At 55.7% G+C, this 7,781-nt stretch carries 7 protein-coding genes; 6 read left to right on the forward strand and 1 reads right to left on the reverse strand.

Going from position 1 to position 7,781, the window contains the following annotated elements; all coding sequences use genetic code 11:
- The first annotated feature begins 8 nt into the window (after positions 1-8).
- Positions 9-3,584, forward strand: coding sequence for a pilus assembly protein (locus PG887_RS15990; RefSeq protein ID WP_411859088.1), 3,576 nt, complete (start codon positions 9-11; stop codon positions 3,582-3,584).
- Positions 3,581-3,865, forward strand: a complete 285-nt coding sequence (locus tag PG887_RS15995) for a TapY2 family type IVa secretion system protein (RefSeq protein ID WP_041210962.1) — start codon at positions 3,581-3,583, stop codon at positions 3,863-3,865. Before PG887_RS15990 ends, PG887_RS15995 begins: the two co-directional genes overlap by 4 nt.
- Before the next feature lie 13 nt (positions 3,866-3,878).
- Here the strand turns inward: PG887_RS15995 and PG887_RS16000 are convergent, their stop codons facing one another.
- Positions 3,879-4,382: a GspH/FimT family pseudopilin gene (locus PG887_RS16000; RefSeq protein WP_010673109.1), complete on the reverse strand. Its 504-nt coding sequence runs from the start codon at positions 4,380-4,382 to the stop codon at positions 3,879-3,881.
- Positions 4,383-4,519: 137 nt separating this feature from the next.
- On the opposite strand from PG887_RS16000, the gene PG887_RS16005 reads away from it, so the two are divergent.
- From PG887_RS16005 to luxS, 4 genes are read left to right on the forward strand one after another with little or no spacing between them, the layout of a single operon-like run.
- The gene (locus PG887_RS16005) at positions 4,520-6,142 is read left to right on the forward strand and encodes an NAD+ synthase (RefSeq protein WP_104455246.1); all 1,623 of its coding nucleotides are present in this window, start codon (positions 4,520-4,522) and stop codon (positions 6,140-6,142) included.
- A gap of 9 nt (positions 6,143-6,151) precedes the next feature.
- A complete protein-coding gene (glnB, locus tag PG887_RS16010) occupies positions 6,152-6,490 on the forward strand; it encodes a nitrogen regulatory protein P-II (RefSeq protein ID WP_005308848.1) in 339 nt (112 codons plus the stop codon).
- 46 nt (positions 6,491-6,536) lie between these two features.
- Positions 6,537-7,139, forward strand: a complete 603-nt coding sequence (locus PG887_RS16015) for a transglycosylase SLT domain-containing protein (protein WP_042014883.1) — start codon at positions 6,537-6,539, stop codon at positions 7,137-7,139.
- Positions 7,140-7,157: 18 nt separating this feature from the next.
- The gene (gene luxS / locus PG887_RS16020; RefSeq protein WP_270822251.1) at positions 7,158-7,688 is read left to right on the forward strand and encodes an S-ribosylhomocysteine lyase; all 531 of its coding nucleotides are present in this window, start codon (positions 7,158-7,160) and stop codon (positions 7,686-7,688) included.
- The last annotated feature ends 93 nt before the right edge of the window (positions 7,689-7,781 follow it).

Consider the following 7,781-nt stretch of genomic DNA (forward strand, 5'->3'; position numbering starts at 1 on the left):
CGAAGGATATGTGGTTACAACGATTCGGTTCAATTTTATGCTGGTGCAGTCTTGTTTTTGGCATGACGTCAACACGAGCCGATGACACCGAGCTTTTTATATACGACTTTAATAAGGCTGGTGATTTCAGACCTAAAGTGCTGTTGATATTTGATAACTCCGGCAGTATGGCTGACACCATGGAACAGATAAAGGAAGCTTATAATCCAGCGACTGTCTATCCAGCCTTGAGCAATGATCCCGACACAAGCAATACTAAACGATATATCTATTTTTCAACCGATGGGAGCATTCCCGCTATTAATAGCAACAAGCGTTTCTCCGACAAACTGAACGCTTGTGCCACCTCCAAGGGACCTCTTGCAAGTATCGGTTATTTTCAGTCGCAAGTCTGGACTTATGAAGTGACAAGTGGCAACCCTCCCGGGAGAGGGAGGGGAAGCTGGTATTCAATTAGTGGTTATCAGGAAAACAACATCGACTTGGTCGATTGCAAGCAGGATGTGACCGCAAATAACCCTGCCAACCCATACACAGGTACTTGGAGTGTTGGCACCGGGTATCCGGTCAATAAAACCAGCAATAATCAAGGCTCATGGTTTTATACAGCGGCAACAAGAGACTCTGTTAATGCCAGCAATACGGCCGTGGTGCTTTATTCTGCCAACTATATCAGGTGGTATTACGGGCCTACGGGTTATTCTATAGAATCCCGGCTGCGTATTGCCAAAGATGCAGTCAAAGGATTGATATCATCTGCCCCCGGGGTTGATTTTGGTCTGGCTATTTTCAACAGGAATGACAGTAGCAGTACCAATGGCGGCAGAGTTGTCCGGGATATTCTGGGTAGCGAGATCACGTTGTCGAATGGCAAGACCGGAGAACAAGACCTGCTCGACAGGGTCGAAGGACTGACTGCCAGTACCAACACACCATTATGCGAGACGTTGAGTGAGGCGTATCGCTTCTTCGGGGGACGAAGCGTTGTTTATGGCTTGCAAGGAGGCACGAGAGATACGACCGCCGAAAGCCCAACAGGTACCTATCAAGCCCCCTATGACAACTGCTCAAACAACGGTTACGTCATATACATCACCGATGGAGAGCCGACTCAGGATGGGGATGCCAATACCTTTGTCCAGGGATTGATAAATACATTGTCCAGCGATGAAAAAGCGGCTTATGGCACTACCGTTACTTATGGGTCAGGGAACAGGTCCAGCAGCTATCTGGCCGCATTGGCGGGTTATATGAAACACAAGGATGTGAATGCCGTTTCCCCTGGTACCCAGACAGTCACGACCTTTACCGTCGGGTTTGGTGACGAGGCGATAAGCGGGGCCGGTAATTTGCTTGCTGAAACTGCCCGTCGTGGTGGCGGCGTTTATTATCCGGCAACCAACGCCTCTGCCTTGAGTGATGCGTTGAAGGCATCGCTGCTAGCGATCCTGCGGATCAATACCTCGCTGGTGTCCCCCGCCATTGCCAGCAACAACTTTGACCGGACACGCAGTCTCAACAACATCTATTACGCCATGTTTGAGCCGGATGATGGTCCCAGATGGCGGGGCAATCTGAAAAAACTGATCTTTTCTCCTGACGGTTATGTGGCTGACAGCCGGGGACTGCCTGCTATCAAGTTTGATGGCACCATCATCGACAGTGCCCAGACTTTCTGGTCATCCGGCCGTGACGGGAACGTTGTGGCCGAAGGTGGGGCGCAAGAGATGTTGGCGGGGAAAAGCAACCGCAGCCTCTATGTCATCAACAATGCCCAGAACCGTCTCGATCAGCTGACCAAGGCAAATCTGGTAACGCAGGCTGGCAGTGAAGCCGCGCTCATGACCTTCATGCAGGCAGTTACGACGACTGAACTCGATTCCCTGATCAACTGGACCAAGGGGTTGGATGTCGACGATGAGGACTTTGATACATCAACCCTGATCCGCGCCCATATCATGGGTGACCCCCTGCACTCCCGTCCCCTGGTGCTGAACTATGGCCCGCAATCCGGTAACCCGACGGATGCACCGGACTTGCGTATTCTGTTTGGGACCAATGCCGGTTTCCTGCATATGTTCAAGGACATGGGGAGCACCATAGACGAAAGCTGGGCGGCGATACCTTATGAGTTCATGGCCAATCAGAAGGCGCTGCGTCTCAATGCGGAATCAGCCGAACATATCTACGGTGTTGACTCTTCTCCGGTGGCCCTTATCAAAGATGCCAATCGCAACGGGGTGCTGAAATCCTCGGAGAGCGATTTTGTCTGGGTATTCACCGGCTTGAGGAGCGGCGGCAAAGCCTATTATGCATTCAACGTTTCCAGCCCGGATACGCCGACACTGAAATGGCGTCTGAACAGTCTGACGACTGGTTTTGGTGAGCTGGGGCTGACCTGGTCGGTGCCGGAAGTCGCGTTTGTGCCGGGAGTCAGTGATCCCGTGCTTTTTTTTGCTGGCGGTTATGACGTGAACAAGAGCGTGCTGGGATTGGGAACCAGTGACAGCATGGGCAGAGGTATCTACATCGTCAATGCCGATACAGGGGCGCTGATATTCAGTGCGACCCCAGCAGCGACTTCAACCAGCAACCTCAGGGTCACGGAGATGACCGACAGCATGCCCGGATCGGTAGCTACGCTTGACAGCGATGGTGATGGCAAAGTCGATCGCATCTATGTGGGTGATACGGGGGGCAATATCTGGCGCATGGATCTCCCTGGCACCAACAAATCTGACTGGCGCGTCTTCAAATTTGCCAGCCTGGGGTCGGATGTCACTCAAGCCGATGATCGCCGTTTCTTCACCCAGCCTATCGTGGTGCGTACCATCAACAAGCAGGTCACTCGCACCGTTGTGGGAGGGAATGTGGTCTATTCCTATCAGGATCGTCCCTTTGATGCAGTGCTGATTGGGAGTGGAGACCGCAATCGCCCCTCATCGGAAGCGACTGTCCGCAATGGCTATTTCATGTTGCGTGATTACGATGTCGTGCCGCGTGCCGCCAATGCGCTGGCGAGAAGCCCCATTTTGATTACTGACCTTTATGATGTGACCTCTGATCCTTTGTCTGCCCAGACAAACACGGATGGAATATTGGCGACCAAGGCGGGAATTACCACTGCCAAAGGGTGGGTCAATTGGTTGAACGAACCGGGTGAGAAATCCATGGGGGCCGGGGTCGTACTTCAGGGCAAGCTTTACTTCACCTCGTTCCTGCCGCAAGTGCAGTCGTTCCAGCAATGCACCATTCAATCCATCGGGGCTGCACGGCAATACATGGTAGACATGCATTATGGCAGTTCCTTCCGTTATGTGGTTGATCTTGAAGGCAACCAGACACCTGAGCGTTATGTCGAAGTACAGAACAAGGTTGCCGACGATTTGGTGGTGCATGCAGGAGACGATGCCAAGATCCGCATTATTGGAGGTGGTGTCGGGGAAGAGGTCATCCTGAAAGATGAAGGGGATGGCGAGCCAGAGCGTTGTACCGGAGCGGGAGAGTGCAACCAGGGGGCAGAGGAGGCTGAGATGGATATGTCGCCCAAGAAAATTTACCTCTACGAAGGAGAGGCGCAATGAAAACACGCAGCGGGGTGTTGGGTTTGTGTCTCTTGTTATCCGGGTCCGTCTTGGCAGATGACATAAAATGTTATGTCGAGCTGGTTAACGGCCAGAAGGTTGTTCTGCACGGTACTGTGGCAGACAACACGCCAAAGGCGGTGCAGGATAAATTCAAACAAAGAGGATACGAGGTGGATGGTGCGGTACAGCCTGTGAAGAAAATCCTGGAATGCCGCACTGCGGAGGAAAATTTCCAGTCAAAAGAGGGTCAGCAACAGGATGCCCGTCAACTGCGATAGCGAAGGACTTCATTCAGAGGCAGATATTTGCCTGGGTAGATTGGGTGGTGCGGCCGGAGGGAGAGATGACCAGATTTATCTGGGCATTTCCTGAACGACACAGCGTGATGGTGGCATTGGTACCCAGGCTGGTGCCATCAGGGCTGAAGGTAGTGGAAGTTCGATTGTTTGCAGCAGTCAGCGAGTCAGATAGCTGAGGGCTTCTTGCCAGGATCTGCTCACCGTTATTGAAAATGTCATTGCCATTACCGTCGACGAACACGAGGAATTGGGTCGGATTGGCGGTGACACAATTGTCACTGGCATTGGCAAGGCACACAGTGACAGATTGCTGGTTGTCGATGGCTTGGCTACGAGCAAAACGCAGATATTTCAAGAGTGTGCGAGATTCAAATTTCAAGGCATTCTCATTGAGCAGGCTCGACATGGCCGGTGCACCAATGCCAAGCAAGATGACCCCCAGACTGACGGCAATCATCAGTTCCAGCAGGGTGAATCCTTTCTCGTCCTTGATCATGGCAATATCTCCCTCGATTAGTTACATCTTATCTCCAGACAGCCAGAACACCAGCGCAAAGCCCAAGTGTTGAGCTGGCACAGCCAGCGCCTTTTCTTTATCATTCCCCATCATTTTCGAATTCAAGATGCATCGCCATGGCAAAAGCCCTCTCTCTGATGCTTGCCCAGTTAAATCTGACGGTAGGCGCCATCGAAGATAACTGTGACAAGGTACTGGCGGCAGCAGCCCATGCCGATCAGCAAGGGGCCGATCTGCTGGTTTGCTCCGAGCTGGCCCTGACAGGATACCCGCCTGAGGATCTGCTGCTGCGCGCCGACCTGATGGTCCGGGTCGAGGCCGCGCTGTCCCGCATCGCGGCATGGCAGGGCCAATGTGCCATTCTGGTGGGCCATCCCTGGCGCGAAGAGGGGGCGCTTTACAATACGGCGTCTCTCTATGAGCGCGGGCAACTGCGGGCACGTTATTTCAAACAGGACTTGCCCAACTACGGGGTGTTCGACGAGAAGCGCTACTTCACTGCGGCGACCGATACCTGTGTGGTGCCGTTCCGTGGCCATCAGCTGGGTTTGCTCATCTGCGAAGATCTCTGGCAGCCGGGTCCGGCGCTGGCCGCCAAGGCGGCGGGGGCCGAGCTGCTGCTCACCATCAATGCCTCTCCTTATGATCAGGAAAAACCCTGGATCCGCCGCGAGCTGATGGCGGAACGCTGCGATCAGACCGGCCTGCCGCTCATCTACCTCAACCAGGTATGCGGCCAGGACGAGCTGATCTTCGACGGCTGCTCCAAGGTGTTCAACAGCCAGGGCGAGCTGACCCACAAGCTTGCTCCATTTGCCGAAGAGCTGGCGCTGGTGCGCTTTGCCGATGGTCAGCCGGTAAAGGAGCGGGAACCCTCGGCGCCGCTGGAGCCGTTGGCCGAGACCTATCAGGCCCTGGTGCTGGCGGTGCGCGACTATGTCACCAAGAACGGTTTTCAGGGCGCCGTGCTGGGCCTCTCCGGTGGTATCGACTCGGCGCTGACCCTGGCCATTGCGGCCGATGCCATCGGGGCGGAAAAGGTGCAGGCGGTGATGATGCCGTTCCGCTACACCGCCCAGATGAGCGTGGAGGATGCCAAGGAGCAGGCCGAGCGGATGGGGGTGGAGTTCAACATCATCTCCATCGAACCCATGTTCGAAGGCTTCATGACCCAGCTGGCACCTCTGTTTGAAGGCTCCGCCCGCGACACCACCGAAGAGAACCTGCAGGCCCGCTGCCGCGGCGTGCTCTTGATGGCGCTGTCCAACAAGCGCCGCCGTATCGTGCTGACCACTGGCAACAAGAGCGAGATGGCCGTGGGATACGCCACGCTGTATGGCGACATGGCGGGTGGCTTTGATGTGCTCAAGGACGTCCCCAAGACCCTGGTCTTCAAGCTGTGCGAATATCGCAACAGCGTGGAGTACGTGATCCCGCAGCGGGTCATCGATCGTCCCCCGTCGGCCGAGCTGGCACCGGATCAGGTGGACCAGGATAGCCTGCCCCCCTATGACATCTTGGATGCCATCCTCAAGCGCTACGTGGAAGAGGATGCGTCTGTCGCCGACATGGTGGCGGAAGGTTTCGAAGAGGCGGTGGTACGCAAGGTGATCCGCTTGGTGGATCTCAACGAATACAAGCGCCGTCAGGCCGCCGTCGGCCCCCGCATCACGGCTCGCAACTTTGGTAAGGACCGCCGCTATCCCATCACATCCGGGTTCGGCAAACAGAACTGGTAAGGAGTCACCATGAAGAAGATTGAAGCCATCATCAAACCGTTCAAGCTGGACGATGTGCGCGAGGCCCTGGCCGAGATCGGCATCAACGGCATGACAGTGTCCGAGGTCAAGGGGTTCGGCCGCCAGAAGGGGCATACCGAGCTCTATCGCGGTGCCGAGTACATGGTCGACTTCCTGCCCAAGGTCAAGGTGGAGCTGGTGGTGCAGGACGAGGATCTCGATGCCTGCCTGGAAGCCATCCAGAACACAGCGCGTACCGGCAAGATCGGTGATGGCAAGATCTTCGTCTGCGAGGTGGAGCGCGTCATTCGTATTCGTACTGGTGAAGAGAACGAAGACGCGATCTGATGTGGTGGATGTGCCCTGTGATGAACAGCAAGAGTCTGTCGCTCTGATGTCGTTTTACCGTATCGGGGTCGTGGCGGCGTGCCTGATGGCGCTCACCGCGTGCAGTACCCGGCCGCCGGCCCAGCCGGAAAACCTGTGCCAGATCTTTCGGGAGAAACCCGAGTGGCACGAGGCGGCGCTCAAGATGAACGAGAAGTGGGGGACACCTGTCCAGGTAGTGATGGCCATGATGTACCAAGAATCTTCCTTCGTGCATGATGCCCAGCCGCCGATGCAGTATTTCCTCTTCATCCCCACCGGGCGGGCCAGTTCAGCCTACGGCTATGCCCAGGTGAAAGACGAAACCTGGGCCGACTATCAGCGGGAAACCGGCAACGGCTGGAGCGATCGCGACGACTTTGCCGACGCCATCGATTTCATGGGCTGGTACACTCACAAGGCACAGCGGCTCAACGGCACGTCCAAGTGGGATGCCTATGGCCAGTATCTCAATTATCACGAAGGCTGGGGGGGCTACCGACGTGGCAGCTACCGCAGCAAGGGATGGCTGATGAAGGTCTCCCGCAAGGTGGAGGCCCGTGCCCAGCGCTACGGTGCCCAGTATCGACAATGCAAGGATCAGCTCTCCAGCGGGGGCTGGTTCTGGTAACCAAATCAGGAGTCAGAAATGCCGTTATTGGACAGTTTTACCGTCGACCATACCCGCATGGCCGCCCCGGCAGTGCGGGTGGCTAAGACCATGCAGACCCCGAACAAGGACACCATCACCGTGTTTGACCTGCGTTTCTGCGTGCCGAACGAGGAGATCCTCTCCGAGCGCGGCATCCATACTCTGGAGCATCTGTTTGCCGGCTTCATGCGTGACCATCTCAATGGGAATGGGGTGGAGATCATCGACATCTCTCCCATGGGTTGCCGCACCGGCTTCTACATGAGCCTGATCGGTGCGCCGGATGAAGCCCGTGTTGGCGCTGCCTGGCAGGCCGCCATGAGCGACGTGCTGACCGTGCAGGATCAGGGCAAGATCCCCGAGCTGAACGAATACCAGTGCGGTACTTACAGCATGCATTCGCTGGAAGAGGCCCATGCCATCGCCCGCCATGTGCTGGAGCGCGGTATCGGTGTCAACCACAATGACGAGCTTGCCCTGCCGGAAGAGAAGCTGAAAAGCCTCTTGATCCCGAGAAGGGAAGCATGAAAAAGGCCGGTCAATGACCGCAATGCTGTTCACTTAAGCGGAGCCGCATTGCGATTTACCGGAAAACGGGTCTTTGATATCTTCACCGCCCTG

This window comes from Aeromonas sp. QDB14 (assembly GCF_027707845.1).
GTDB classification, from domain to species: Bacteria; Pseudomonadota; Gammaproteobacteria; order Enterobacterales; family Aeromonadaceae; genus Aeromonas; species Aeromonas caviae.

Bases quoted from the DNA above. Each gene is read 5' to 3' on its own strand.
- PG887_RS15990 (WP_411859088.1), top strand. From the start codon at position 9: ATGTGGTTACAACGATTCGGTTCAATTTTATGCTGGTGCAGTCTTGTT.
- PG887_RS15995 (WP_041210962.1), top strand. From the start codon at position 3,581: ATGAAAACACGCAGCGGGGTGTTGGGTTTGTGTCTCTTGTTATCCGGG.
- PG887_RS16000 (WP_010673109.1), bottom strand. From the start codon at position 4,382: ATGATCAAGGACGAGAAAGGATTCACCCTGCTGGAACTGATGATTGCC.
- PG887_RS16005 (WP_104455246.1), top strand. From the start codon at position 4,520: ATGGCAAAAGCCCTCTCTCTGATGCTTGCCCAGTTAAATCTGACGGTA.
- glnB (WP_005308848.1), top strand. From the start codon at position 6,152: ATGAAGAAGATTGAAGCCATCATCAAACCGTTCAAGCTGGACGATGTG.
- PG887_RS16015 (WP_042014883.1), top strand. From the start codon at position 6,537: ATGTCGTTTTACCGTATCGGGGTCGTGGCGGCGTGCCTGATGGCGCTC.
- luxS (WP_270822251.1), top strand. From the start codon at position 7,158: ATGCCGTTATTGGACAGTTTTACCGTCGACCATACCCGCATGGCCGCC.